This window comes from Streptomyces sp. NPDC052016 (genome assembly GCF_044548445.1).
Lineage (GTDB): Bacteria > Actinomycetota > Actinomycetes > Streptomycetales > Streptomycetaceae > Streptomyces.
In genome coordinates, this window is sequence record NZ_JBIUBX010000001.1 from 218,007 (window position 1) to 241,814 (window position 23,808).

21 protein-coding genes are annotated in these 23,808 nt (G+C 72.2%); 10 read left to right on the forward strand and 11 right to left on the reverse strand.

Annotated features, from left to right (window positions below; all coding sequences use genetic code 11):
- The first annotated feature begins 44 nt into the window (after positions 1–44).
- Positions 45–452 (forward strand): DUF6336 family protein, encoded by a 408-nt coding sequence (locus ACIHAR_RS00950; RefSeq protein WP_365456365.1) that lies wholly within the window; start codon positions 45–47, stop codon positions 450–452.
- Positions 453–687: 235 nt separating this feature from the next.
- On the forward strand, positions 688–1,575 hold the full coding sequence (locus ACIHAR_RS00955) for an arginase family protein (RefSeq protein ID WP_365456362.1): 888 nt from the start codon (positions 688–690) through the stop codon (positions 1,573–1,575).
- 399 nt (positions 1,576–1,974) lie between these two features.
- Here ACIHAR_RS00955 and ACIHAR_RS00960 read toward each other — a convergent pair whose 3' ends face one another.
- The gene (locus ACIHAR_RS00960) at positions 1,975–3,408 is read right to left on the reverse strand and encodes an MFS transporter (RefSeq protein ID WP_400016310.1); all 1,434 of its coding nucleotides are present in this window, start codon (positions 3,406–3,408) and stop codon (positions 1,975–1,977) included.
- Between the two features lie 79 nt (positions 3,409–3,487).
- Here ACIHAR_RS00960 and ACIHAR_RS00965 point away from each other — a divergent pair, with 79 nt between their 5' ends.
- Positions 3,488–4,024 carry a winged helix-turn-helix transcriptional regulator gene (locus ACIHAR_RS00965; protein WP_400015682.1) on the forward strand — a complete coding sequence of 179 codons (537 nt, stop codon included), beginning with the start codon at positions 3,488–3,490 and terminating at the stop codon, positions 4,022–4,024.
- A 133-nt stretch (positions 4,025–4,157) separates the two neighbouring features.
- Here the strand turns inward: ACIHAR_RS00965 and ACIHAR_RS00970 are convergent, their stop codons facing one another.
- Complete coding sequence (locus ACIHAR_RS00970) at positions 4,158–5,363, reverse strand: PucR family transcriptional regulator (RefSeq protein ID WP_400015684.1); 1,206 nt, start codon at positions 5,361–5,363, stop codon at positions 4,158–4,160.
- A 149-nt stretch (positions 5,364–5,512) separates the two neighbouring features.
- Between ACIHAR_RS00970 and ACIHAR_RS00975 the strand changes: the two genes are divergently transcribed.
- Complete coding sequence (locus ACIHAR_RS00975) at positions 5,513–7,012, forward strand: long-chain fatty acid--CoA ligase (RefSeq protein ID WP_400015686.1); 1,500 nt, start codon at positions 5,513–5,515, stop codon at positions 7,010–7,012.
- Between the two features lie 343 nt (positions 7,013–7,355).
- On the opposite strand, the gene ACIHAR_RS00980 is transcribed toward ACIHAR_RS00975, so the two are convergent.
- The 6 genes from ACIHAR_RS00980 to ACIHAR_RS01005 all read right to left on the reverse strand — a co-directional run bounded on the left by ACIHAR_RS00980 (position 7,356) and on the right by ACIHAR_RS01005 (position 12,365).
- Positions 7,356–7,934, reverse strand: coding sequence for a 1,4-alpha-glucan branching protein (locus ACIHAR_RS00980; RefSeq protein ID WP_365456350.1), 579 nt, complete (start codon positions 7,932–7,934; stop codon positions 7,356–7,358).
- A gap of 160 nt (positions 7,935–8,094) precedes the next feature.
- Positions 8,095–8,406 carry an L-rhamnose mutarotase gene (locus tag ACIHAR_RS00985; RefSeq protein WP_400015688.1) on the reverse strand — a complete coding sequence of 104 codons (312 nt, stop codon included), beginning with the start codon at positions 8,404–8,406 and terminating at the stop codon, positions 8,095–8,097.
- Complete coding sequence (locus ACIHAR_RS00990; RefSeq protein ID WP_400015690.1) at positions 8,403–9,410, reverse strand: aldo/keto reductase; 1,008 nt, start codon at positions 9,408–9,410, stop codon at positions 8,403–8,405. Before ACIHAR_RS00990 ends, ACIHAR_RS00985 begins: the two co-directional genes overlap by 4 nt.
- Positions 9,407–10,165: an SDR family NAD(P)-dependent oxidoreductase gene (locus ACIHAR_RS00995; RefSeq protein ID WP_400015692.1), complete on the reverse strand. Its 759-nt coding sequence runs from the start codon at positions 10,163–10,165 to the stop codon at positions 9,407–9,409. The genes ACIHAR_RS00990 and ACIHAR_RS00995 overlap by 4 nt, the downstream gene beginning before the upstream one ends.
- A complete protein-coding gene (locus tag ACIHAR_RS01000) occupies positions 10,162–11,499 on the reverse strand; it encodes an L-fuconate dehydratase (RefSeq protein ID WP_400015694.1) in 1,338 nt (445 codons plus the stop codon). The genes ACIHAR_RS00995 and ACIHAR_RS01000 overlap by 4 nt, the downstream gene beginning before the upstream one ends.
- Before the next feature lie 14 nt (positions 11,500–11,513).
- Positions 11,514–12,365, reverse strand: coding sequence for a fumarylacetoacetate hydrolase family protein (locus ACIHAR_RS01005; RefSeq protein ID WP_400015696.1), 852 nt, complete (start codon positions 12,363–12,365; stop codon positions 11,514–11,516).
- A 648-nt stretch (positions 12,366–13,013) separates the two neighbouring features.
- On the opposite strand from ACIHAR_RS01005, the gene ACIHAR_RS01010 reads away from it, so the two are divergent.
- The 5 genes from ACIHAR_RS01010 to ACIHAR_RS01030 all read left to right on the forward strand — a co-directional run bounded on the left by ACIHAR_RS01010 (position 13,014) and on the right by ACIHAR_RS01030 (position 19,209).
- Positions 13,014–14,063, forward strand: coding sequence for a sugar ABC transporter substrate-binding protein (locus tag ACIHAR_RS01010; RefSeq protein WP_365456332.1), 1,050 nt, complete (start codon positions 13,014–13,016; stop codon positions 14,061–14,063).
- Positions 14,064–14,205: 142 nt separating this feature from the next.
- Entirely contained in the window at positions 14,206–15,792 is a 1,587-nt protein-coding gene (locus tag ACIHAR_RS01015) for a sugar ABC transporter ATP-binding protein (RefSeq protein ID WP_400015698.1), read from the forward strand.
- 2 nt (positions 15,793–15,794) lie between these two features.
- Positions 15,795–16,838 carry an ABC transporter permease gene (locus tag ACIHAR_RS01020; protein ID WP_400015700.1) on the forward strand — a complete coding sequence of 348 codons (1,044 nt, stop codon included), beginning with the start codon at positions 15,795–15,797 and terminating at the stop codon, positions 16,836–16,838.
- 87 nt (positions 16,839–16,925) lie between these two features.
- Positions 16,926–17,627: an FCD domain-containing protein gene (locus ACIHAR_RS01025; protein WP_365456323.1), complete on the forward strand. Its 702-nt coding sequence runs from the start codon at positions 16,926–16,928 to the stop codon at positions 17,625–17,627.
- A 61-nt stretch (positions 17,628–17,688) separates the two neighbouring features.
- Positions 17,689–19,209, forward strand: a complete 1,521-nt coding sequence (locus ACIHAR_RS01030; RefSeq protein WP_400015703.1) for a hypothetical protein — start codon at positions 17,689–17,691, stop codon at positions 19,207–19,209.
- A 241-nt stretch (positions 19,210–19,450) separates the two neighbouring features.
- On the opposite strand, the gene ACIHAR_RS01035 is transcribed toward ACIHAR_RS01030, so the two are convergent.
- From ACIHAR_RS01035 to ACIHAR_RS01045, 3 genes are all read right to left on the reverse strand, one after another.
- Positions 19,451–20,527, reverse strand: a complete 1,077-nt coding sequence (locus ACIHAR_RS01035) for an iron chelate uptake ABC transporter family permease subunit (protein ID WP_365456317.1) — start codon at positions 20,525–20,527, stop codon at positions 19,451–19,453.
- Entirely contained in the window at positions 20,524–21,528 is a 1,005-nt protein-coding gene (locus ACIHAR_RS01040; protein WP_400015705.1) for a FecCD family ABC transporter permease, read from the reverse strand. The genes ACIHAR_RS01035 and ACIHAR_RS01040 overlap by 4 nt, the downstream gene beginning before the upstream one ends.
- A gap of 148 nt (positions 21,529–21,676) precedes the next feature.
- Positions 21,677–22,720 (reverse strand): iron-siderophore ABC transporter substrate-binding protein, encoded by a 1,044-nt coding sequence (locus ACIHAR_RS01045; RefSeq protein WP_365456311.1) that lies wholly within the window; start codon positions 22,718–22,720, stop codon positions 21,677–21,679.
- 406 nt (positions 22,721–23,126) lie between these two features.
- Between ACIHAR_RS01045 and ACIHAR_RS01050 the strand changes: the two genes are divergently transcribed.
- Positions 23,127–23,798, forward strand: a complete 672-nt coding sequence (locus tag ACIHAR_RS01050; RefSeq protein ID WP_365456307.1) for a hypothetical protein — start codon at positions 23,127–23,129, stop codon at positions 23,796–23,798.
- Positions 23,799–23,808: the final 10 nt, after the last annotated feature.

Sequence of the window (23,808 nt, forward strand, 5' to 3'; positions counted from 1 at the left end):
CGTGCGTTGCCGTCGTTACCTGATCATCGGGCTAGGGTGCCGTCATGACGAGGGATCAGGACGGAGTGATACTGCCCCGGCTGCGCGTGAGGGACGTCGTACGGCGAGGGGCTGTCTTCGGCGTGGTCGGCGTCGTACCGCTCGCGGTCGCGGCCTTGTCCATCGGTGACCACCACGACCGCGAGGAGTTCCTGTCCGTCGTCGGAGGCGTCTTCCTCCTCTTCGGGGCGCTCCTGCTCGTGATCGGTGCGTTCTTCTGGTGGGCCAGTGCGGGCGAGGTCCGGCGCTGGAGGGACTGGCGCACGATCACCGGCCAGACCGGAGCGGTGACCGTCGTGGCTCCCATGTGCCTGCGCGTGGGCATGCTCCTGCTGGTCCTCGGTCCAGCGGCGCTCGGCCTGTACCACGTCGTGGACGACGCCGCGTACGGCAGTTGGCTGTACAGCCACTGAGGTCTGTTCCCAGGACCACCGGCCGACCACCGGCCGACCACCGGCCGACCACCGGCCGATCGCCTGTGACGCCGAACAGCCTTGCCTGGTCACCAGCCGTCTGAGCACCGTGTCCGCGGCGCCTCACCCGTGACTCCGCCCGGCGCCGCCACGCCGGCTGTCCGTCCGGCGGTTACGGTGGGCTCATGGGCTGGACGCCGTGTCGTCCGGCACCGCCGGGCCAGGAGGGAGCCGGATGCGGGACCCGGGGATCATCGAGGCTCCGTCTGTGCTGGGGCTGCGTCCGACCGGGGTCGAGGACCTGCCGGAGGCTCTCCTCGGTGCGGGTCTCGCCACGGGGCTCGGTGCGGTGCGGGCAGGCCGGGTGCTGCCCCCTCCCTACGCACCGGAGCGGGACCCGGACACCGGCGTCCTCAACCCGGCGGGCATCGCCGCGTACTCCTCCGCCCTCGCCGACGCGGTGGGCGGTGTCCTCGACGACGGCCGGTTTCCGGTGGTCCTCGGTGGCGACTGCAGCATCCTGCTCGGCAATCTGCTCGCGCTGCGCCGCCGGGGCCGATACGGCCTGCTCTTCCTCGACGGCCACACCGACTTCTACCAGCCGTCGGCGGAACCGGCCGGCGAGGTGGCCTCCATGGAACTCGCCCTGGCCACCGGCCGCGGCCCCCGCGAACTGGCCGATCTGGAGGGTCATGGCCGGCTGGTGCAGGACGAGGACGTCGTCGCCCTCGGCTTCCGGGACACGGAGGAGTCCACGGAGGCCGGCTCGCAGCCGCTGCCACGCCAGCTTCGCGCGATGGATCTGGAGACGGTGCGCGCCTTGGGTGCGGCGGAGGCGGCGCGTCGCGCGATCGCACTGCTGACCGGTGACAGCGCGGTCGCCGGGTACTGGATCCACCTCGACGTCGACGTGCTGGACGACGCCGTCATGCCGGCCGTCGACTACCGGCTGCCCGGCGGCCTTGCCTGGCAGGAGCTGGAAACCATCCTGCACACGGCTCTGTCCGGCGGTGGCGCCGTCGGTTTCGACGTCACCATCTTCAATCCCCGCCTGGACCCGGACGGGGCCATCGCGGCACGGCTGACCGAGTGTCTGCTGCGCGCGTTCGGGAAGCGGGACTGACCGGCTCGCCACGGTTCGGGGTTGCCTACGGTGGCGGCCGCCGACGATGCGGCTGGCCCGCGATGCGGCTCGTCGGCACGGGCAGGCGCTGGCATCCGCAGGAGGACCTTCACCCCGCCCGAAACGGGCGACAACACGTGATACGGACGCTGCGAGACCGGCCGCTCCGAGACCGGCTGTGCAGCCCGCGTGGCAGACACCCGCCTCGTCCCGTCCCGGATAGCCCCGACGCGCGATCCGGCCGCGCCGAGACCGGCGGCTGCGGAGACCGGACGCTCAAAGACCGGCCCCTCCGAAACCGGAACCTCCGAGCCCGGCCCCTCCGCCCGCGCGGCCGGCACCCGCCTCGTCCCGTCCCGGACGGTCCACAGGGAACCCCTTCGTCGGGTACGACCGCCGTCACCCCCGCTCCCGGAAAGCCCACACCCCCGCCGCCCCCACCAGGGCCAACCCCGCCGACACGGCCAGCGCCACGTCCGCGCCCCGAGCCGGCCCCTCGCCGGTCCCGGCGACGATCGCGATCGTCAGTGCGACGCCCGCGCACGAGCCGACGTACCGCAGCGTCTGCTGTGCCCCCGAGCCCATGGCCGCGCGGGCCGCCGGCACCGACTCCACCGCGAGCAGGGGCAGGGCGGCGTTGAGCAGCCCGCTGCCCACGCCCGCGAGGATCAGGCCCGGCAGCAGTCGACGCCAGGAGCCGGCGTCGAGCGCGCCGAGCATCGCCAGGACACCCACCGCGTGCAGGGCGAAACCGAGGACGAGCTGGGCGCGCGTGGGGAGGCGGCCGGCCAGGCGACGGGCCTGGAGCGCGACCGCGAAGGAGAGGCCGGACCACAGCAGGAACAGCCAGGCCACGTCCATCGGGGACAGACCCAGCGTCTGCTGGTACAGCGTCGGCAGGAAGCTGAACAGGCCGATCACCGCCAGCCCCGTGAACAGTCCGCCGGCCGAGGACGCCAGGAATCGGGGGCTGCGCAACAGGGACAGGTCGATCATCGGAGTGGCAGTCCTGCGTTCGGCGGCCGCGAAGAGGGCCAGCAGGACGACGGTGGCCAGGAACAGCAGGCCCACCGACGGACGCAGCCAGCCGTCGCGGCCCAGGGTCAGCGCCGCGACCAGGGCCACCTGCGCCGCTCCGAAGGTGGCCGCGCCGAGCAGGTCGGGGCGGCCGCCACGCGGGGAGCGGGACTCGGTCAGGGTGCGGGTCCCGACGGCCGCGACCAGCAGCGTGGCGACGCCCAGGACGCCGTAGACCAGCCGCCAGCCGGGCAGGGCGCCGCTGAGGACGGGGCCCACCGCGATCCCGGCGCTGATGCACGCGCCCCACACGCCCGTCGCCCGCAGTCGGCCGCGCGGGCTGGGGAAGGCGTGCGCCAGCAGTCCCAGGCTGCTGGCGAGCAGCGCCGCGCTGGCCGCGCCCTGCGCGAACCGGGCCAGGGTGAACTGCCAGGTCGTCGTGGCGAACGCGCCGAGCAGGGTGGTCAGACCGAGGGCCAGGGTGCCCGCGACGAAGATCCGGCGGCGGCCGTGGTCGTCGGCCAGACTCCCCGCCACGAGCAGCGCCGCGGCCAGGCCCAGCGGGGTGCCGTTGATCAGCCACGCCTGGGCGGACGGCGAGGTGTGCAGGGAGGCGGCGGTGTCCACGAGCGTGACCGCCGGGGCGGTGTACGCCATCAGGGCGAGGGCGGTGGCGCCACTGGTGACGGCGAGGGTGGCGGCGGGGTGTACGGGCGTGGGCCCCGCAACGGGATCTGCGGCGGGATCCGCGGCATGTGCCGTTCGCTGAGGTCCTGCCGCGGCTGTTCCGGACGCAGAGGCGTCGGTTCTTTCAATGAATCCACTCACGTTCCGACCGTAACAGCTCAGGTTCGTTCATTGAACCTGTAGATCGGAAATGGCTACAGTGGACGTCATGCCCCTCGGCAAGGACTATGCGAATCAGGAGTGCCCGATCGCTCGGGCTCTGGAGATCGTCGGCGAGCGCTGGACGCTGCTCGTCGTGCGCGACGCGCTCTACGGCGTCCGGCGCTACAACGACTTCCTCGTCCACCTCGGCGCCCCGCGCGCCGTCCTGGCCGCCCGTCTGCGGGCGCTGACCACCGAGGGCATCCTCGTCAAGCGGCGCTACCAGCAGTCACCGCCGCGCGACGAGTACGTCCTGACCGAGCGCGGCCTCGCCCTGTGGCCCACCCTGCGCTCGCTCGGCGTCTGGGGACGCGAGCACTTCGGCGAGACCAAGCTGCGGATCTTCCAGCACGCCGACTGCGGCACCGAACTCGGCCCGTACGGTGAGTGCCCCACCTGCGGAAGCGTCGTGCCGGTGCCGGACGTCCTCATGCTTCCGGGGCCGGGGCTCGACCCCGACCCGGTCGATCCGGTCAGCCGGGCACTGCTGAGGCCCAAGAGGCTGCTGGAGCCGATCGAGACCGGTCAGGTGCAACCGGCGTGAGACGGGCGGCAGAGACAGGGCCGCCGCTCGGCAATGTCGATCTCGCCCCTCCCCGGCGCCGAGCGCCCCGCTGGAGCGGCGTGCGTCCAGGGATCGCGGGGCGGATTCCCTGCTCGCGCCGACGCGGTGGAGGTCATACAGGCGGCGTCGCCTTGTCCGTGTCCGGGCTTCGTCCCACCGCGGGGCTTCGCGTGGCCAGCAGCGCGGCGCCGAGGTCGGCCACGGTGCGCGGATCCGACAGGGAGCGGCCGGTCAGCTCCTCGACACGGCGCAGCCGGTAGCGGACGGTGTTGGGGTGGACGTAGAGGCGTTCCGCCGTGGCCGTCGCGGAGCCTCCGGCGGAGAACCAGCTCTCCAGAGTGTGCAGGAGCCGCGTGCGTTCGATACCCGGGAGGTCCAGGACGGGCTTCAGGACCACGTCCATCAGGTGCGCGGCCTCCGCGGGGGCTGCGGCGACGAGCATGGCGAGCGGATCGTCGTCGAAGCGAGCCACCCCGGGGGCGGTGCCCGGCAGACCTTCCAGGGCCAGCCGGGCGAAGCGCAGGGCCCGCGGTGTGTCGCGCAGCGAGGCGAACCGGGGACTGACGCCCACGCGGGCGCCGGCGCGGCGCAGGATGCGCAGGCCGGTGGCCTCCGCCTCCGGTGTGGCGAGGGCGATGAGGCCGATCTGCTGATCCGGCAACAGCCGCCAGGCGGATGCCAGATGGGCCTGGCGCAGCGAGGCTTCCACGCCCGGCAGCGGCTCCACACCGGGGGAGTCCGCCGCCGCCGCGACGACGGCGTAGGGGCCGCGTTCCGGCAGGCCCAGCTCGCGGGCCGCGTCCCACAGCGTGATGCGGTCGGCGAGCACGCCGGAGAACAGCGCCTCGACCAGTGCCGAGCGCCGGGCGCCGCGCTGCACGGCCAACTCCGCTGTGGTTTCGCGGTGCGCGGCCGCCACCGCCTCGGCGTACAGGCCGAACAGGTGCCAGATCTCCGCTGAGCGGTCCACCAGCTGGAAGTCGGGGAGCGCGGGATGGGTGCGGGCCTCCGTGACGATCTCCGACCACACGAATTCGAAGCCGATCCGGTACGCGTGCAGGATGTCCGCCAGCGGCATGCCCTGCTCGGCGCGGATCCTGCCGGTCTCACGGGCGGGTCCGGTCTCCGGGACCCCGGCGCGGTGCAGGTGTTTCAGGACGAGGTCCGCGTTGGCCGTGCAGGATCCGCGCAGCGAGTCGTACGGGATGAGCGACTCGTCCGCGTAGGCGGGGACGTCCGCGCGGATGCGTTCCGCGATCCGCTCACCCAGCCCGGGAAGCCGGCCATGGATCACCGCGATCACGTCTGAGAGGTCCATCAGCGCAGCTTAATGCCGTCGTTTTGTTCCCAGGAACAGTCAGGGGCGGGCGACGGTGTCACCGCCCCCATAGGCGTCGGCGGCGGATCGAAGCACGATGTCGCCCACGTGAACAACGGATGTCGACGGTGAGTCGGTGGAGGCGGTCCATGGCCAATCTGGCGGAGTTCCTGGTGGAGACGGCGGCTCGGCAGCCGGAACGTCCCGCACTGCGGTTGGGATCGCACCCCACCTCCTACGCGGAGCTCGACGAACGCAGCGCCCGTACCGCCGCGCTGCTGCGGGCGGAAGGCGTACGGCCCGGGGACCGCGTCGCCCTGATGCTGCCGAACGTTCCCGAGTTCGTCGTGCTCTACTACGGTGCGCTGCGCGCCGGGGCGATCGTGGTGCCGCTGAACCCGCTGCTGAAGGAGCGGGAGACCGCCTATCACCTCACCGACTCCGGGGCCGTGCTGCTCTTCGAATGGCACCAGGCGCCGGGGGAGGGCTCGCAGGGAGCCGCCACCGCCGGCGTGCGGCGCCTTGCGGTGGAGCCCTCGTCGTTCGCCGCGCTGCTGGCCGTGCACGAGCCGCTGACCGAAATGGCGCGGACGGCGGACGACGACGTGGCCGTCCTGCTGTACACCTCCGGCACCACCGGCAAGCCCAAGGGCGCCGCGCTCACCCACGGCGGGCTGCGGCACAACACCGAGACCAATGAGCTCCACGTCCAGCGGATGACGCCGGACGACGTGGTGGTGGGATGCCTGCCGCTGTTCCACGTCTTCGGCCAGATCTGCACGATGAGCGTGGCCGTCCGCAGCGGGGCCTCGCTCACGCTCATCCCGCGCTTCGATCCGCAGACCGTGCTGGACGCCATCGCCCGCGACCGGGCGACCGTGTTCGGTGGGGTGCCGACCATGTACGCGGCTCTGCTGCAGCACCCGACCGACGCGGACGTGTCGACGTTGCGGATGTGCGTCTCCGGCGGCGCCTCGCTGCCGGTGGAGGTTCTGCACGGCTTCGAGAGGCGCTTCGGCTGCGCGGTGCTGGAAGGTTTCGGCATGTCCGAGACGAGTCCGGTGGTCACCTTCAACCACCTGGACCGGCCCCGCAAGGCCGGCTCCATCGGCACCCCCATCCAGGACGTGGAGGTCCGGCTGCTGGACGACAAGGGCCAGGACGTGGGCCCCGGAGAGATCGGCGAACTCGCCGTGCGCGGCCCCAATCTGATGAAGGGCTACTGGAACCGTCCCGAGGAGACGGCGGTCGCCATCCCGGACGGCTGGCTGCGCACCGGCGATCTGGCCCGGCAGGACGAGGACGGCTACCTCTACATCGTCGACCGGAAGAAGGACATGATCATCCGCGGCGGCTACAACGTGTATCCCCGCGAGATCGAGGAGGTCCTGCACGAGCACCCGGCCGTCGCCCTCGCCGCGGTGGTGGGCGTACCGCATCAGGAGCTCGGCGAGGAGATCGCGGCCGCGGTGGTACTGCGCCCGGGTGCGCGGGCCACGGCAGAGGAACTGCGGCAGTACGTCAAGGACCGGGTCGCGGCGTACAAGTACCCCCGGACCGTGTGGCTCAGGGACACGCTGCCGATGGGGCCGAGCGGCAAGATCCTCAAGCGGGAGATCAGCGCTCCGGCGGCGGAAGCGATGGCCTGACGGCTGCTCGGTGGTTCACCGGTCCTCGGCGGACGGGACCGGCGGTGGGCGGGTGTCCGCCCACCGCCGGCGCGGCCACCGCCGACGCCTCAACGCCCGGGTCGGTACAGCGTTCCGCTGGACCATGTGCCGGCCACGGGGTTCCGCCGGGCCCCGTGCAGGCCACGGGGTTCCGCGCCGGGCCCCGTGCAGGCCACGGGGTTCCGCCGGGCCCGTGCAGGCCACGGCGTTCCGCCGGGCCCCGTGCAGGCCACGGCGTTCCGCCGGGCCCCGTGCCGGCCGGAGCCCCACCGCAGCGCCTCTCCGCGGGCCCGCCCCCCGGCACGGCTCCACCGGGGACCTCTCACCGAGGCGCGAAGGTCGCGAGCACTCCCCGCGCAGCCGTCCCGTCCGGCCAGGTCCACCCGGCGACGAGGCGTCCGGACTCCCCGTGTGCGGCCTCCCCAGGACGCAGGACGCGGTTGACGCGGACGTCGAGCCCGTCGCCGGGGCCGGTTCCGTCCACGGTGACGGTCGGGTCGGGGGCGTCGCTCCTGCTCTGGTGCTGTGGCGTCGCCTCACCGCGCAGGAGGGCGCGCAACTGCGCCATCACCACCGGGTCGTGGACGCCGTCGTAGATCCACCGCGTGCCGAGCACCCCGTGCTCGGAGGTGCCGATCAGCGCCTCGCCGGGGATGCCCTCCAGCGCCGCACCGCGGTATCCCATCGGCACCAGGTACGCCGCCGGCTCCCGGGCGCCGGAGTCCACCACGATCATGAACTCGATCCCGACCGCGCCCTCCGGATCGTCCAGCCGGAACCCACCGGCCCTGAACAGTTCCGGCGTACCCGCGTCGCCCACGTACCAGCTCTGCTTCGGCAGCCAGCCGGTGAGCAGTTCGAGCTTGGTGGGCGTCATGGTGGTGTGGTGGATCAAAGCCATGCGAGCTCCCTCAAGCGTAGGTCCGGACCCGTCCTCCGGACGGGCCGTCATCGAACCTATAGGAAACCGCCGTGCTTCCCGAGCGGCAGCGAACCGGCCTTGTGGGCCCTCCCGTTGCCGGACGCCGCGCATGAACCTCCGGGGACGGGATGAGACGCGGTCACAGCTGCCACACCACCGGGAGCGAGGCGTCCGCGCCCTCCGTCGAGTAGTCGTGGACCACGTCCAGCAGTTCGGCCATCCGCGCCTGCCAGGCGATGTTGACCGGCAGCTTCTCGAGTTCGGCGATCATCGACCGGTAGTCGTCGACCTCCAGCACGTGGAACAGGTCGGTGCCGCTGCGCCAGATGGTCCACTCGCGCACACCGGCGGAGCGGATGGCGGCGGTCAACTCTTCGGGCACCTCGCGGTGCGCGGCCTCGTACTCCTCGACGCGGTCGGCGCGGACCCTGGTGTGCAGGGCGACCCTCATGACGGCTCCTTCGACGGCGCTCCGGGGACGGGGGCACCCTCCGCCAGCAGCCCCTCGGCGCGCAGGTCGTCCCACAGCGCGTCGGGGAGCGGGCGGCGCGACTGCTCCACCGTGTCGCGCACTTCCCCGGCAGACCGCGCACCCGTCAGGACACTCGCGACCGAGGGATGGCCGAAGGGGAAGCGCAGGGCGGCGGCACGCAGCGGCACGCCGTGGCGTTCGGTGACCGCCAGCAGGCGCAGTGCCCGGTCGAGCACAGGCTGTGGCGCGGGCGCGTAGTCGTACGTGGCGCCAGGCCTCGGGCCGATCAGCAGCCCGGAGTTGAAGACGCCGCCGATGACCACGCTCCGGCCACGGGCGGCTGCCTCCGGCAGCAGCTCGGCGAGCCCGTCCTGCTCCAGGAGGGTGTAGCGCCCGGCCAGAAGCACCACGTCGACGTCGGTCTCGCGCAGGAAGCGGGTGGGCAGCGCGGACTGGTTCATCCCTACGCCGATCGCCCCGACCACGCCCTCTGCGCGCAGCCGCTCCAGCGCCGGGTACGCCTCGCGCAGCGCCTGCTCGGCGTGGTCGTCCGGGTCGTGCAGCAGGACGATGTCGACCCGGTCGAGGCCGAGACGCTCCAGGCTCGCCTCGAGGGAGCGCAGCACCCCGTCGGCGCTGAAGTCCCAGACGCGGCGACGGGTCGCGGGGACGGCGAAGCCGTTCGCGAGGTCGTCGCCGTGACCGTCCTCCCCGTTCGGGGCAAGGATGCGGCCCACCTTGGTGGAGACGGTGTACATGTCCCGGGGGCGGCCGCGCAGGGCCGCGCCGAGCCGTCGCTCCGACAGGCCGAGGCCGTAGTGAGGGGCGGTGTCGAACGTGCGGATGCCGGCGTCCCAGGCCGCGTCCACCGTGGCGTGGGCGGCCTCGTCGGTGACCGGGCGGTAGAGGTTGCCGATGCCCGCGCAGCCGAGCGCCAGTCGCGTGACCTCGACCGCGCTGCCGCCCAGCGTCGTCGCCCTCACGGCTTGGCCGCCGGGCGCAGCCGGAGCCCCTGCATGCCGCCGTCCACCGCGAGCGCGGTGCCGGTGACGCCGGCGGCGGCGGGACCCGCGAGGTAGACGATGGCGGCCGCCACCTCGTCGGCGGTCACCAGACGGCCCATGGGCTGGCGGGCGTTGAGGGCGGCGCGCTCGGCCTCGGGGTCGTCGGCGGCCTCCAGCAGCCGCGACACCCAGGGGGTGTCGGCGGTGCCCGGGTTGACGCAGTTGACGCGGATGCCCTCACGGACGTGGTCGGCGGCCATGGCGAGGGTGAGGGCCAGCACGGCGCCCTTGCTGGCGGAGTACAGGGCGCGCTGCGGAAGTCCGGCGGTGGCCGCGATGGAGCAGGTGTTGACGACGGACGCGTGCGCGGACCGGCGCAGGTGCGGCAGGGCAGCCCTGGTGGTGCGGACCATGCCGACGACGTTGACGTCGAGGACGCGGTGCCACTGCTCGTCGGGGTTGTCCTCGACGGTGCCCGCGGCGCCGATCCCCGCGTTGTTGACGAGGATGTCGAGGCCGCCGAGCCGGGCGGCGGCGGCCTCCACGGCCGCGCGCACCGAGGCGTCGTCGGCGACGTCGGCCGTGAAAGCCGCCAGCGGCTCCGGCACCCCCTCCGGGGCGATGTCGAGCACCGCCACCGCGGCACCCCGGGCGGCCAGTGCGCGGGCGGTGGCCAGTCCGATCCCGGACGCACCACCGGTGACCAGGGCTTTGAGACCTGACAGGTCGTTCACGCCACATCCTCCTGCCCGGCGCGGTCGGCGACCCAGAACGTTCCGTCCGGGTAGCGGTACTCGGCGATGGACTCCTCCCGCATAGTGGCGGAGAAACCGGGCGCCAGCGGAGCCGTGTAGTGGCCGGCGCGCATCACCACGGGATCGACGAAGTGCTGGTGGAGGTGGTCGACGTACTCGATCATGCGGTTCTCCGTGGTGCCCGACAGCGCCAGGTAGTCGAACATCGACAGGTGCTGCACCAGCTCGCACAGCCCCACTCCGCCGGCGTGGGGGCACACCGGCACCCCGAACTTCGCGGCCAGCAGCAGGATGGCGAGGTTCTCGTTGACCCCGGCGACCCTGGCGGCATCGATCTGGAGGACGTCCAGGGCGCCGGCCTGGAGGAGCTGCTTGAAGACGACGCGGTTCTGCACGTGCTCGCCCGTGGCGACCTTCACCGGCGCCACCGCCTGTCGGACGGTCGCGTGGCCGAGGACGTCGTCGGGGCTGGTGGGCTCCTCGATCCAGTACGGGTCGAACTCGGCGAGCGCGTTGGTCCACTCGATCGCCTCGTCCACGTTCCAGCGCTGGTTGGCGTCGATGGCGATGCGGATGCCGTCGCCGACGGCGGCTCGGGCGGTGCGCAGCCGCCGGACGTCGTCCTGCACGTCGGCGCCGACCTTGAGCTTGATCTGGGTGAAGCCGTCGGCGACGGCCTGCTCGGCCAGCCGGGTGAGCTTGTCGTCGGAGTAGCCGAGCCAGCCGGGCGAGGTGGTGTAGCCGGGGTAGCCGCGCTCCAGCAGGACCGCCTCGCGTTCGGCCAGGCCCGTCCGGCCCTCGCGGAGGAGGGCGAGGGCCTCCTCGGGCGTGAGGGCGTCGGCGATGTAGCGGAAGTCGACCTGGGAGACCAGCCACTCGGGTTCGGCACGGGCGAGTAGCCGCCACAGCGGTACGCCCTCGTACTTGGCGGCCAGGTCCCACACGGCGTTGACGACCGCGCCGATCGCCATGTGCATCACGCCCTTCTCGGGGCCGAGCCAGCGCAACTGGCTGTCTCCGATCAGGTCGCGGCTGAGCGAGGCCGGGTCGGCGCGCAGCTCCGCCACGGAACGTCCCACGAGGTGGGACCGCAGTGCGTCGATCGCGGCGACCTGGACGTCGTTGCCGCGTCCGATGGTGAAGGTGAAGCCGTGGCCTTCGAGCCCGTCGCCGGCGTCGGTGCGCAGCACGACATAGGCGGCGGAGTAGTCGGGGTCCGGGTTCATCGCGTCCGAGCCGTCCAGCTCCCGCGAGGTGGGGAAGCGGATGTCGAAGGTGTCGACCGCGGTGATCCGGGCGGAGGTTGCAGTCAAGGAGGTGCTGCCTTTCACGCTCGTCCGAAGGTCTGGCGCTGGCTGCCGAGCCCGTCCACGGACAGTTCCACGGTGTCACCGGGGCGCAGGAACGGCGTACCGGGCAGGCCGAGGGCCACGCCCGCGGGGGTACCGGTGTTGATCACGTCGCCCGGCTCCAGAACCATGTACTGGCTCAGGTACGACACGATGTGGTCGACGGGGAAGACCATGTCGCCTGTATGGCCGTCCTGCCGCTTCACGCCGTTGACACTCAGGTGCAGTCCGAGGTTCTGGGGATCGTCGACCTCGTCGGCGGTGACCAGCCAGGGGCCGAGGGGGTTGAAGGTCTCGCAGGACTTGCCCAGGTCCCACTGGGGCGAGTACTCCAACTGGAACTCGCGCTCGGAGACGTCGTGGCTGGTCGCGTAGCCCGCGATCACGGCCCGCGCGGCGGCGGGTCCCTCGAGGTAGCGCGCCCGGCGGCCGATGACGACCGCCAGTTCGACCTCCCAGTCCGTCTTCACCGAGCCACGAGGGACCAGCACCTCGTCGTACGGGCCGACGACCGTGCCCGGGTCCTTCATGAACACCACGGGACGCGGGGGGATCGGCGCGCCGGTCTCGGCGGCGTGGTCACGGTAGTTGAGGCCGACGCAGACGACCTTGCCGGGACGGGCGACGGGCGCGCCGATCCGCAGCCCGTCCGCGTCCAGTCCGGGGAGCGTGCCCTCGGCGATCGCCGCCCGGGCCCGGTCGACACCGCCCGAGGCGAGGAAGGAGCCGTCGATGTCGGAGGTGATCGAGGACAGGTCCAGCAGCCGGCCGTCGTCGGTGCGGACAGCGGGCCGCTCCTCGCCGGGGGCGCCGACGCGTAGCAGTTTCACTGAGCAACTCCCTTGCCATGGACGGTTCGTCGCGTGGGGGTGGCCGCAAGGGGGACGTCGATGGCCTGCACCCTGAGCCATCGGGCGGAGTCATCGGATGTATGGCGGCACCGCGACTGTAGACGTAGGAGGCGCGACTGGCAATGCATACGTCGGATGTATCGGCGTCCGTATGCGGTTCCAGCAGGTGAGGCACGGTCTGCACGTGCGTCGTCCCAGGTGTGACCGTGCGTCAGGAGGCTCCGCTCCGGTGAAGTGGCGTAAAGCCCCCTTCGCGCCCCCCTCGATCGGAGCCTGCGGCGACGAGTCCTCGGTCACCTGGGCCGCCGTGTCGCGGAAATCCGGGTGAGCGGAGTCTTGTCAACGTCGGCAACGCCGTCGTAACGTCCTCGACGTCCGAGATACATCGGAGGAATGGTTCGGATATTTCCGGCGTTCCGCCTGTCCGCCTGCGCGATCCGGCCGCTCGGCCTCCGTCACCTCGGCCACCGGCTGACCCTCACTTTCCGTCCCCGTCGGGCGGGTCCGCATGCTGTGTGCCGGACCACCACCTGCCCGGCCGGCGTGCCCGCACTCCCCGGCAGGCGAGCACGCCACCTCCCACCGTCGCCCTGAGGCTCCGGCCCCGGCTAAGGAGAGAACACGGCCATGAAGCTCGCTCGCACCCGCTCCACCGCCGCGGCAGCCACCGCTGTCCTCGCGGTCCTGTCCCTCGCCACCGCGTGCAACCGCGACAGCTCGGCCTCGGCCGCGTCCGGCGGCGGGAAGTCGGCCATCGGCATCGACCTGCCGCGTTCCGACTCCGACTTCTGGAACTCCTACGCGCAGTACCTGAAGAAGGACATCAAGTCCGAAGGCATCGACGCGCTGCCGCTGAGCAACTCGCAGAACGACATCACCAAGCTGGTCGCCAACGTGCAGGTGTTCCAGAACACCGGGGCCAAGGCCGTCGTCATGGCGCCGCAGGACACCGGCGCCATCGCCTCCACCCTCGACACCCTGTCGGCGGCGAGGATACCGGTGGTCAGCGTCGACACCCGGCCGGACAAGGGCGACGTCTACATGGTGGTCCGCGCCGACAACAGGGCGTACGGCACCAAGGCCTGCGAGTTCCTCGGCAAGCAGCTGAAGGGCGAGGGCAAGGTGGCCGAGCTGCAGGGCGCCCTGGACTCCATCAACGGGCGCGACCGCTCCGAGGCGTTCGCGGAGTGCATGAAGACCAAGTTCCCGAAGATCGAGGTCTTCGAGCTGCCCACCGACTGGAAAGGCGACGTGGCCTCCGCCAAGCTCCAGTCGCTGCTCGCCCAGCACCCCGACCTCAACGGCATCTACATGCAGGCAGGCGGTGTCTTCCTCCAGCCCACCCTCGCGCTGCTGGAGCAGAAGGGCCTGCTCAAGCCGGCCGGCCAGAAGGGCCACATCGCGATCATCTCCAACGACGGCATCCCGCAGGAGTTCGACGCGATCCGCAAGGGCCACATCGACGCCACCGTCTCCCAGCCCGCCGACCTCTACGCCAAGTACGCGCTCTACTACGCCGAGGCCGCGGTGGAGGGCAAGACCTTCGAGCCGGGGGCGACCGACCACGGCTCCACCATCGTCAAGATCCCCAACGGACTGGAGGACCAGCTGCCCGCCCCGCTGGTCACCAAGGAGAACGTGGACGACAAGGCACTGTGGGGCAACAACGTCGGCTGACCGCCGGCAGTACACACCCGCACCTCTCCCGGGCGAGGGTGCCGACGCGCGGTGTGGAGAGACGGGCGGTCCCCTCTCCCACACCGCCCCACGCCCCGCGTTCCCCGGCCCCCAGCCTCCCCACACGAAGGACGGAACCTCCATGGCGGACACCGCGACCGCCCCGGCGACCGGCCCCGGGCATCCGGCCCCGGTGGCCGAGGCGACCGGCATCAGCAAACGCTTCGGCGCGACCGTCGCCCTGCGCGACGCACGCATCAGCATCGCAGCGGGCGAGTCGCACGCCCTGGTCGGCCGCAACGGCGCCGGCAAGTCGACGCTCGTGTCCATCCTCACCGGTCTCCAGCAGCCCGACACCGGATCCCTGCGCTTCTCGGGCGAGCCGGCGCCGGCCGTGGGCGACATCGACGCCTGGCGGTCCCGCGTCGCCTGCGTCTACCAGCGCTCCACGGTCATCGGAGACCTGACCGTCGCCGAGAACCTCTTCCTGAACCGGCAGAGTTCCGGCGCCGTGCGGCCCATCCGCTGGAAGCACCTCCGGCTCCGTGCCGCGGACCTGCTCGGTGAGTACGGTGTGGCCGTCGACCCCGCCGCACGGGCGAAGGACCTCACCGTCGAGCAGCGGCAGTTCGTGGAGATCGCCCGGGCGCTGTCCTTCGGCGCCCGCTTCATCATCCTCGACGAGCCGACCGCCAAGCTCGACGCCCGCGGCATCGCCCGGCTCTTCGACAAGCTCCGCGACCTCCAGGACCAGGGCGTCGCCTTCCTCTTCATCTCCCACCACCTGCAAGAGGTGTACGACCTCTGCACCACGGTCACCGTCTACCGCGACGCGCGCCACATCCTCACCGCGCCCGTGGCCGACCTCGGCCACCAGGCGCTGGTGGAGGCCATGACCGGCGAGTCCGCCTCCGTCCGGGCCGCGGCCGGGAGCACGGCCCCGGCCGCACGGACCGGCTCCGCGGAGCTGCTGGCGATCGACGGGCTGACGCTGCCCGGTGCCTGCGAGGACCTGTCCCTCTCGGTCCGCTCGGGCGAGGTGGTCGGGCTCGCCGGTGCCGCGGCCAGCGGCAATGTGCGGGTGGGGGAGGCCGTCGCCGGTCTGCACCGCGCCAAGGCCGGCAGCATCGCGGTCGGCGGCCGGAGCGTGCGCTCCGGAAGCGTGCCGTCCGCCCTCACGGCCGGGGTCGGCCTGGTTCCCGAGGACCGCCATCTCCAGGGCCTGGTCAACAACCGCAGCGTGGCGGAGAACGCGACGCTCACCGTCACCGACCAGCTCGGCCCGTTCGGCATGGTGCTGCCCTCCCGGACCAAGATCTTCGCCCAGCGCATGATCCGCGACCTCGACATCAAGACCCCGGGAGCCGCCACCCCCGTCTCCGCCCTCTCCGGCGGCAACCAGCAAAAGGTCGTCGTCGCCCGTGCCCTGGCCACCGACCCGCACGTCCTGGTGGCCGTCCGGCCCACCAACGGCGTGGACGTCAGGTCCAAGGAGTTCCTGCTCGCCAGGATCCGGCAGGTCGCCGACGGCGGCAAGGCCGCGCTGATCGTCTCCGACGAACTGGACGACCTCAGGGTGTGCGACCGGGTCGTCGTCATGTTCCACGGCCGGGTGGTCGCCGAGTTCGAACGCGGCTGGAAGGACGAGGACGTCGTCGCCGCGATCGAAGGCATCCCCGGCTCCAGCACCGCACCCCCCGCATCCGGCACCGACGAGCACGGAAGGTAGTCATGTCCGCCACCACAGATCTCACCGAGCCCGCGGCGAGCGCGGCGGAGCCGGCCGCCGCGGACAGCGCCCGTCGCCGGGTCGACCTCGGCCGCTTCCGCGAACTGTCCCTGGTCCCCGCCATCCTCGTCCTGATGGTGATCGGGTTCATCGTCTCGCCGGCCTTCCTCACCGCCGACAACCTCATCGGCGTCGCCCAGCAGTCCACCGAGCTGAGCCTGCTGGTCCTCGCCACGACGTTCATCCTGATCTGCGGGCGGATGGACCTGTCCCTGGAGTCCACCATCGGCGTGGCTCCGGTCATAGCCGTCTGGCTGGTCCTGCCGACCAGCGGCGGCCGGTTCAACGGGCTCGGACTCCTCCCCGAGTGGACGGCCGTCCCGCTCTGCCTGCTGGTCGGCGCGGTGATCGGCGCCGTCAACGGCTTCCTCATCCTCAAGCTGCGCCTGAACGGCTTCATCGTCACGCTCGGCGCCCTGACCATGCTCCGGGGCCTCCAGGTCGCCCTGTCCGAGGGCCAGTCCATCGTCGAACTCCCCTCCTCCTTCACCTACCTGGGCAAGGCGTCCTGGCTGGGCGTGCCGGCCGCCATCTGGGTGTGCGCGGTGCTCTTCGCGATCGGCGGCAGCGCGCTGGCCTGGCTGCGGCACGGCCGCGCGCTGTACGCGATCGGCGGCAACGCCGAGGCGGCCCGCACCGCCGGTATACGTGCCGACCGGATCGTGTGGGCCGTCCTCATCCTCGGCAGCCTGCTCGCCGCGTTCGCCGGCATCCTCTACAGCGGTCACTACGGCTCCGTCTCCGCGACCCAGGGCAGCGGCTGGATCTTCCAGGTCTTCGCCGCGACCGTCATCGGCGGGGTGAGTCTCAACGGCGGCAAGGGCTCGGTGTTCGGCGCCCTGACCGGTGTGCTGACCCTCCAGCTCGTCGTCAACGTCATGACGCTGGCAGGCGTGCCGCCCCTGTGGAACCAGTTCCTCAACGGCGTCATCATCATCGTCGCCCTGATCATCTCCCGCTTCGCCTCCGGCGAGAAGCAGGAGTAGCCGCGCCCCGCGAACGGCTCCGCCCGCCCTCGGCGCCGGGCGGAGCCGTCGTCGCAGCGCACCCGACCGGCACGGAGAGGCACGCTCGTGGCACTGACCGACGAGGCCATCGACAAGATCAAGGCGATGATCGTCGCCGGCGAACTCGCCCCCGGCTCCCGACTCCCCAAGGAGGAGATCCTCGCCGGACAACTCGGCCTGTCCCGCAGCTCGCTGCGCGAGGCCGTCCGGGCCCTGACCGCCATGCGGATCCTGATCACCCGGCAGGGCGACGGCACCTACGTCTCCAGCCTGGAGCCCCATCTGCTGCTGGAGAGCCTCTCCTTCGCCGCCGACGTCTCCCAGGGCCGGGCCGCCCTCCAACTGCTCCAGGTGCGCAGGCTCCTCGAACCGCAGGCCACCGGACTGGCGGCCGCGCTGCTGCGGCCGGACGACCTCCGGGAACTGCGTCACATCCTCGACCGGTGCCGGTCCGCGGCCACCGTCGAGGAGTTCGTCGCCCACGACATCGCCTTCCACCTCAGGATCGCGGAAGCCGTCGGCAACCCGGTGCTGTCCATGCTGCTGTGCGTGCTCTCCACCCGCACCCAGCGCGTACGCATCATCCGCGGCACCCGCACCCGCCATGCCCTGGACAACGCCCACGAGGACCACGAGGAGATCCTCCGCGCACTCCAGGCACGCGACGCCCTGCTGGCCGTCTCCGCCGCGACCGTCCACATCACCGCCGTCGAACAGTGGCTGGCGGCCGGCCTGGACGACGACTCACTGCGAGCGATCGACGGCTGACCTTCCCCGCAGCGCAGGAAAATGACGGGCCGTTCGGCGGGCGTCGAGGCAGGATGCCCGTGTGCATCATGTGCTGTGCGGGCTCGCTGCGAACCCGGCCCTGCCGACGGACCTGGTCGACCGCCTGATCGAGGTCGCGGACGACGACATCGCCTGGGATCTGGCCGGCCGCGAGGATCTCAGCCGCGCACAGGCGGTCGCGTTGGCCTCGCGTGTCGAGGACAGCGCTGTCCGGCTGGCGTATCAGGGCAGGTTGACGGCCGCCGACATCGATCCCGCGGCACTGCCGCAGGCCGCGTTCGCACTGCTCGCGGAAGGGGGCGGCAGCCCGGAGTGGGCGCGACTGTTCGCGGCGGACCCGGTCGTCGAGCACCGGGAGAAGCTGGCCGCCTGCCCCGGTCTGCCGCCCGACGTGGTGGAGACGCTGGCCGCGGACCCGGACGTACGGGTCGTCGCGGAGCTCGCCCTGTGGACGACGGCGGACGTGGCCGCCCGCCTCGCGGAACATCCGCATGCCGAGGTCCGACGGGCGGTGGCGGCCAACGAGGCGACCCCTCCGGCCGTTCTGGCGATGCTGATCAGCGGCGAGGGGCTGCCTGCGATCCGGCGGTGCCTCGTCTGCGACCGTGAACAGACCCCGTTCGTGCACGATCCGCACTGTCCGCGGCCCGATTGCGACCTGCGGCCGGGCGCCTCCTGTGACGGCTCGCACGAGTCCACCCTGCACGACATCCAGCAGATGGCGCTGCGGAACCCGGCCCTGCCCACCGAAGCCGTCGTCGGCTTCGCCGACCACCCCTCGGCACTGCTGCGCCGGGAGCTCGCCGCCCGCGCCGACCTGCCGCCGGAGGCGGCGGGACGACTCGCCGTGGATCCCCACCCCGGCATCCGTGCCGACCTCGCCGAGAATCCCGCCGTCGACGAGACGCTGATCCGTGCACTGGCCGGCGACCGTGACCGCGTCGTCCTGCGCGGACTGGCCCACAACCCGCACGTACCGCTCGACGTGCTCACCCATCTGGCCGGGACTGCCAAGATCGGCTCGACCCTTCTGCCGCGGATCGCCGCGGCCTCGCCCGACGAGATCGAGGAGTTGGCCGCGTCCCCGGATCCGGCCGTGCGGATGCTGCCGGCCCAACGACGCGATCTGCCCGTCGGCATCCGCGACGCGCTGGCCGCCGACCCCGACGCCAAAGTGCTCAAGTCCATCGCCGGCCATCCGGGCCTCTCCGAAGCACGGTTGCGCGCGATGGTCGACCGACACGGCATCCGCGTCCTCGCCAAGGTGGCCGCCAACCCCGACGCGCCCGGGACGCTGCTGGAGGACCTGACGCGGCACGCGCCACCGGTACACAGGGCGTTCCGCGAGATCGCCGGGCACCGCAACGCTACGGCCCCGGCACTGCTCGCCTGCCTGGCGGACGAACGGGCGAGGCCCGTGGCCGCCGGCCACCCGGCACTCCCGCCGCCGGTCATCGCGGAGCTGCTCGACGACACCGACCGGCGGGTCGTGGAAGCGGCCGCCGCCAACCCGTCACTGCCACGCGCCGTGATGGCCGATCTGGTCGCCGGCCTGCGGTGAGGACGGCGTCGCGGTCTCCGGGCTGTCGCGGGCGAGACCAGGAGTGGGCACTGCTTCGACGAGGCGGTCCGCACACCGTCCAGAGCCCTACGGCCCATCAGCACCGTCCACGCCCGCCGGCCCGGCGGCCGACACCGGGCCTGGGTACGCCCAGCCCGGGAGCGGACGCCTGCGCGCGTCCGCACCACCGCCGTCCCGACCCGGCGGTGGTGCGGACCGGGTGGCCGCCGGGCCGCGCAGGTCAGGCGGCGGCTCGTGAGCGGGTGCGGGCGATGAGCCACATGAGGTACGGCGCGCCGATCGCCGCCGTCAGCACCCCGACGGGCAGTTCCAGCGGGGAGAACAGGCGCCGGGCCAGCAGGTCCGCGAGCACCACGATGAGGGCGCCCGACAGGGCCGAGCAGACCAGGGGGATCTGGGGCGTGCGCGTGAGGCGGCGGGCGATCTGGGGGGCCAGCAGGGCGACGAAGTCGACCGGGCCGGCGGCGCCCGTCGCCACGGACGCCAGCACCACGCCGAGCGCGGTGAGCCCCAGCCTGACCGACCCGAGGCGTACGCCGAGTGCGGTCGCCGTGTCGTCGTCCAAGGCGACGACACGCTGCGCGTGCGCCGCCCACAGCAGTGCGGGCAGGAGGACGAGCAGGGTCAGAGCGAGAGGGGCGGAGTGGTCGTAACCCCGACCGTTGAGTGAGCCGGTGAGCCACACCTTGGCCTGCTGGGCCACCAGATAGTCGCCCTTGGTCAGGAACAGCCGGGTGACCGAGCCGAGCGCGATCGACACACCGATGCCGATGAGGACGAACCGCGTGGCCTGCAGGCCGTGCCGCCAGGCGAAGACGTAGACGAGCGCGGCGGCGCTCAGCCCGCCGGCGACCGAGACGTACGGCAGGACCGCGTAGGAGGTGACTCCGAACGTCATCGCGGTCACGGTGGCCGCGCCCGCGCCGTGCGTGACGCCGATGACGTCGGGACTGGCCAGGGAGTTGCGGGCGACGGTCTGTATCAGCGCGCCGGAGACGCCGAACGCCGTGCCGACCAGGAGACCGGTGACCAGCCGCGGCAGGCGGAGCGTGCCGACGACCAGTTCGTCGGGGCTCGGCTGCCCGAGCAGGACCCTGACGACCTCGGTGGGGGAGACGAAGGACTCGCCCACGCACAGGGACGTGACGACGGTCGCCGCCAGTGCGGCGGCCAGGAGGAGGGCCACCACCGCCGCCCGGCGGTGCAGGAGGAGGCTTCCGCCGCCTGCCCGTACGACGGAGTGACCGAAGGGAGTGACCGCCCTCTGACGGACATCGGTCGGATCGAGCCGTGTCACGCCGCCACCGTCGCCCTTCTGCGCACCAGCGCGACCAGGAACGGCACGCCCAACAGGGCCGTCATCACGGCCACCGGCACCTCCGAAGGCGGGAAGACGATCCGGCCGACCACGTCCGAGACCAGGATCACGGTCGGGCCCAGCAGGGCTGACAGGGGCAGCACCCAGCGGTGGCCTCCGCCGACCAGCGCCCGCGCGATGTGCGGGACCGCGAGCCCGACGAAGGCGATGGGACCGGCGGCCGCCACCGCGGCACCGGTCAGGACGGTGGCGGCCAGCGCGCCCAGGATCCGCAGACGGACGACGTGATGGCCGAGGCTCCTGGCGACGTCGTCACCCAGCGCGAGTGCGTCCAGGCCGCGCGCCAGGGCCGCGACCAGCAACAGCCCCGCGACGAGAAACGGCCAGGTCTGCGCCACGACGTCCCCGTCACGGCCGCCGATCGAACCGACGTCCCAGAAACGGAACTCGTCGAGCGCCTCGGCGTCGGTCGTGACGATGCCGGAGACCAGGGAGGCGAGGAACGCGTTCATCGCGGCCCCGGCCAGGGCGAGTTTGACCGGTGAGGCGCCGCCGCGTCCGCTGCTGGCCACGGCGTAGGCGGCCACCGCGGCCACTCCCGCGCCGGCGAAGGCGAACCAGACGTATCCGCTCAGGGTGTGCACGCCGAGGAACGCGATCGCGCAGACCACACCCAATGAGGCGCCCTGGCTCACGCCGAGCACACCGGGGTCGGCGATCGGGTTGCGGGTGACGCCCTGCATGACCACTCCGGCGACCGCCAGGGCAACGCCGACCAGCAGGCCGATGGCGGTGCGGGGCACGCGCAGGGCGCCCACCACCTGGGCGTTGTCGCTCGTGCCGCCGTGCAGCAGGGCGTCGACGACCTCCGTCGGGGCGATCTGGCGGCTGCCGACGGCCAGGCTGAGGAGCACGGAGAGGAGCAGCAGGAGGGCGCCCGTGACCAGCCAGACGAGGGGGCGTCGGGTGGTGGGGGACATGCGGTTCCTCTGCGTGTGGTGCGTGTGGTGCTGGGATGACCTTGAGCCGACGACGACCCGCCGTGGAAAAGCGGATCGGGTGGGTGGGGTGGGGGAGCGCCGGCCGCCCGGTGACCGGGTACGGCTCGGCGCTCCGCCCTCCCGCTTGTTACGTGGTCAGGTACTTCTCGAGGTCGGCGAGGACCTGGTGGGAGGCCGTGACGCCGAGTCCGAGGTACCAGGTCTCGTCGGGGACGTCGTAGGCGTGCCCGGCCTTGACCGCCGCGAGGTTCTTCCACAGCGGATTGCCCTGGGCGCGGGACTTGTCGGTGGCCTTCGGGTCGCCGTAGACGCCGGTGAAGATGTAGTCGGCGTCGGCCTGGTCGATGTTCTCGGCGCTGACCTCGGCGGCCAGGTCCTCGATGTCCTGGTTCTTGGGCCGCGGGATGCCGACGTCCTTGAGGATGGTGCCGATGAAGGACGCGTTGCCGTACAGGCGGATCACGCCGTCGGGCAGGTAACGGACCATCGAGACGGTTGGCTTGGCGGAGCCCAGCTTGGTGTCGAGTGCCTTCACCCGGGTGTCGTACTCGGCGAGCTTCGCCTTGGCCTCGGCGGTCTTGTCGAGGGCCGCGGCGTTGAGGAGGTAGTTCTCCTTCCAGGTGAAGCCCGGCCGGATCGAGAAGACGGTGGGTGCGATCCGGGACAGCTCGTCGTACTTGTCCGCGGCGCGCAGTTGGCTGCCGAGGATGAGATCCGGGCGCAGACCGGCGATCGCCTCGAGGTTGAGGTTGTTGATGGTGCCGACGTTCTTTGGCGTGCCGGCGTCCTTCTTCAGGTACGAAGGCAGCTCGGGAGAGCCCTCGGTGGGCGCGAGTCCGACCGGCTTGATGCCGAGCGACACCACGTTGTCGAGTTCACCGACGTCCAGGACGACCACGCGCTCGGGCCGGGACTTGATGACGGTCTCGCCCATGGCGTGCGTGATGGTGCGCGGCCACTGCCCCGGCTTGGCGTCGGTCCCCATGGCGGCGGTCTTCTGCGCGGCGGACCCGAAGTCCTCACCGCCCTGCGCCACGGCCTTCTTGTCGCCGGCCGCCGCGGACGCCGAGGCGTCCTTCCCGCTGTCCGAAGAGCCGCCGCAGGCCGCGAGGGACAGCGCGGCGGCGACCGCGAGAGCGATGGCGGCCGGGCCGCGACGCCGGTGGAACATGGTGGAACTCCTTTTGTGCAGATCAGCGACCGTAAGGCCAGCCTTACCTTAACTTGATCTCTCCTTTGCTCGGAGGTGCGGGTGTGTGCTTCCTGTCACGCTTCTGTGAACCCCACCGGCACCGCATCGGGTGCACCACCGGGTCGCCGCGCTCGGTCCCGGCGGTGGCGTGTCTCTCCTGGAGACCAACCACTCCGGCAGCGCGCCGAGTTGGCGCGAGGGCTCGACGCGCCGGTCTCGTCGGCGCCGGTCTCGTCCGCGTGAAGGCGGACAACGGGTGCTCCGCGACGGAGGCGTGTCGGGTTCACGTCCGGGACCGTCGCCGGCTCGATGACGATGCCGCCGGGCGAATCCCGTTGCCGAGGACACTCGCCGCCCGAGATCATGAGGCCATGAGGTACGCCGAATGCGGCTGAGGCTGCGCCAGTTCAGGCCCCGGACCGGGCCCCACGAGCACCGTGTCGTCCAGCCCCGGCAGCCCCTTCGCCACACCTCGCTGCGCGCCCCCGACCCCATCGGCTTGCTGCTCGGCGACCACGACGGGCTGAACCGGCTCGCGGGCCTGTTCTCCTTCGCCGCCTACTCCCGGCACACGATCGTCCACGTGCCGCTGCGCGACAGCGTCCCGCCCGACGAGGGCGTCGGCGAGCTGGTCGACCTCGTGCTGGCCCACCACACGCTGGGCCTGCGCCCCAGCAAGTGGCCCGAGCTGCGGCGCAAGCTCGTCAACGGCACTCCGCTGACCGTCCGCACCGACGAGGCGCGTACCGCGCGGGACGCCGCCTCCTGGCGGGAACGACGGGAGCGGGCCGACTTCAGGGACGAGCTGCGGCACGCCACCCACGCCCGCACGTTCTTCCTCTTCGGCAACCGGGACGTCTTCGCCGAGACCGCCACGGACTTCGCGCACGCGGCGGGCTGGGGTCCGCGTCAGAAAGGCGTCGTCAAGGGGTACTCGGTGCTGATGGCGGGGCTCCCGGCGCTGGTCCAGGAGCCCGGCGGAGGGCACCCCCTGGAAGTGCTGATCTGCTTCAAGGCGTATCCGCCCTATGCCCACTTCAAGAGGCCGGGCCGCTGAGCCGGCGACC

Excerpts from the sequence above, each read along its gene's own strand:
- ACIHAR_RS00950 (WP_365456365.1), top strand. The coding sequence starts at position 45 with ATGACGAGGGATCAGGACGGAGTGATACTGCCCCGGCTGCGCGTGAGG.
- ACIHAR_RS00955 (WP_365456362.1), top strand. The coding sequence starts at position 688 with ATGCGGGACCCGGGGATCATCGAGGCTCCGTCTGTGCTGGGGCTGCGT.
- ACIHAR_RS00965 (WP_400015682.1), top strand. The coding sequence starts at position 3,488 with ATGCCCCTCGGCAAGGACTATGCGAATCAGGAGTGCCCGATCGCTCGG.
- ACIHAR_RS00970 (WP_400015684.1), bottom strand. The coding sequence starts at position 5,363 with ATGGACCTCTCAGACGTGATCGCGGTGATCCATGGCCGGCTTCCCGGG.
- ACIHAR_RS00975 (WP_400015686.1), top strand. The coding sequence starts at position 5,513 with ATGGCCAATCTGGCGGAGTTCCTGGTGGAGACGGCGGCTCGGCAGCCG.
- ACIHAR_RS00980 (WP_365456350.1), bottom strand. The coding sequence starts at position 7,934 with ATGGCTTTGATCCACCACACCACCATGACGCCCACCAAGCTCGAACTG.
- ACIHAR_RS00985 (WP_400015688.1), bottom strand. The coding sequence starts at position 8,406 with ATGAGGGTCGCCCTGCACACCAGGGTCCGCGCCGACCGCGTCGAGGAG.
- ACIHAR_RS01010 (WP_365456332.1), top strand. The coding sequence starts at position 13,014 with ATGAAGCTCGCTCGCACCCGCTCCACCGCCGCGGCAGCCACCGCTGTC.
- ACIHAR_RS01015 (WP_400015698.1), top strand. The coding sequence starts at position 14,206 with ATGGCGGACACCGCGACCGCCCCGGCGACCGGCCCCGGGCATCCGGCC.
- ACIHAR_RS01020 (WP_400015700.1), top strand. The coding sequence starts at position 15,795 with ATGTCCGCCACCACAGATCTCACCGAGCCCGCGGCGAGCGCGGCGGAG.
- ACIHAR_RS01040 (WP_400015705.1), bottom strand. The coding sequence starts at position 21,528 with ATGTCCCCCACCACCCGACGCCCCCTCGTCTGGCTGGTCACGGGCGCC.
- ACIHAR_RS01045 (WP_365456311.1), bottom strand. The coding sequence starts at position 22,720 with ATGTTCCACCGGCGTCGCGGCCCGGCCGCCATCGCTCTCGCGGTCGCC.
- ACIHAR_RS01050 (WP_365456307.1), top strand. The coding sequence starts at position 23,127 with ATGCGGCTGAGGCTGCGCCAGTTCAGGCCCCGGACCGGGCCCCACGAG.